General features: G+C 52.3%; 1 rRNA gene. It reads left to right on the top strand.

Features of this window, described 5'->3' with window-relative positions:
* Window positions 1–1728, top strand: a 23S ribosomal RNA gene (locus tag LC059_RS17725); the annotation flags it as partial.

The raw sequence follows: 1728 nt of genomic DNA, 5'->3' as shown, positions 1-1728 counted from the left end.
TATGGGGGGACCATCCTCCAAGGCTAAATACTCCCAGCTGACCGATAGTGAACCAGTACCGTGAGGGAAAGGCGAAAAGAACCCCGGAGAGGGGAGTGAAATAGAACCTGAAACCGTATACGTACAAGCAGTAGGAGCCCTTCGGGGTGACTGCGTACCTTTTGTATAATGGGTCAGCGACTTATTGTCTGTAGCAAGGTTAACCGCATAGGGGAGCCGTAGAGAAATCGAGTCTTAATAGGGCGTTTAGTTGCAGGCAATAGACCCGAAACCCGGCGATCTATCCATGGGCAGGTTGAAGGTTGAGTAACATCAACTGGAGGACCGAACTCACTAATGTTGAAAAATTAGGAGATGACCTGTGGATCGGAGTGAAAGGCTAATCAAGCCGGGAGATAGCTGGTTCTCCTCGAAAGCTATTTAGGTAGCGCCTCGCGTCTCACCCACGGGGGTAGAGCACTGTTTGGGCTAGGGGGTCATCCCGACTTACCAACCCCATGCAAACTCCGAATACCGTGGAGTGCAATCGCGGGAGACACACGGCGGGTGCTAACGTCCGTCGTGAAAAGGGAAACAACCCAGACCGCCAGCTAAGGTCCCAAATATCAGTTAAGTGGGAAACGATGTGGGAAGGCCCAGACAGCTAGGAGGTTGGCTTAGAAGCAGCCATCCTTTAAAGAAAGCGTAATAGCTCACTAGTCGAGTCGGCCCGCGCGGAAGATATACCGGGGCTCAAACTGATAACCGAAGCTGCGGATGCTCTTTTGAGCATGGTAGAGGAGCGTTGTGTAAGCCGCTGAAGGTGGACTGTGAGGTCTGCTGGAGGTATCACAAGTGCGAATGCTGACATGAGTAACGACAAGGGGGGTGAAAAACCTCCCCGCCGGAAGACCAAGGGTTCCTGTCCAACGCTAATCGGGACAGGGTTAGTCGGCCCCTAAGGCGAGGGCGAAAGCCGTAGTCGATGGGAAACAGGTTAATATTCCTGTACTTGCAATTGCTGCGATGGAGTGACGGAGAAGGCTAGGCCAGCACGGCGATTGGTTGTCCGTGTTTAAGGTAGTAGGCTGGGGACTTAGGCAAATCCGGGTCCCTAAGGCCGAGAGCTGATGACGAGTCTCTTTTTAAGAGACGAAGTGGTTGATGCCATGCTTCCAGGAAAAACTTCTAAGCTTCAGGCAATTGCGAACCGTACTCTAAACCGACACAGGTGGTCAGGTAGAGAATACCAAGGCGCTTGAGAGAACTCTGGTGAAGGAACTAGGCAAAATGGTACCGTAACTTCGGGAGAAGGTACGCCGGTTTTGGTGATGGGACTTGCTCCCTAAGCTGAGGCCGGTCGAAGTGACCAGGTGGCTGCGACTGTTTATTAAAAACATAGCACTCTGCAAACACGTAAGTGGACGTATAGGGTGTGACGCCTGCCCGGTGCCGGAAGGTTAATTGATGGGGTTAGCTTCGGCGAAGCTCTTGATCGAAGCCCCGGTAAACGGCGGCCGTAACTATAACGGTCCTAAGGTAGCGAAATTCCTTGTCGGGTAAGTTCCGACCTGCACGAATGGCGTAACGATGGCCACGCTGTCTCCACCAGAGACTCAGTGAAATTGAAATCGCTGTTAAGATGCAGTGTACCCGCGGCTAGACGGAAAGACCCCGTGAACCTTTACTACAGCTTTGCACTGAACTTTGAGCCTACTTGTGTAGGATAGGTGGGAGGCTTTGAAACTG

Origin of the sequence: Microbulbifer elongatus, assembly GCF_020524885.1 — a bacterium.
Taxonomy (GTDB): Bacteria; Pseudomonadota; Gammaproteobacteria; order Pseudomonadales; family Cellvibrionaceae; genus Microbulbifer; species Microbulbifer elongatus_A.
The sequence above is the reverse complement of the archived record's forward strand: the minus strand, read 5'-3'. Positions and strand labels throughout refer to the sequence as shown.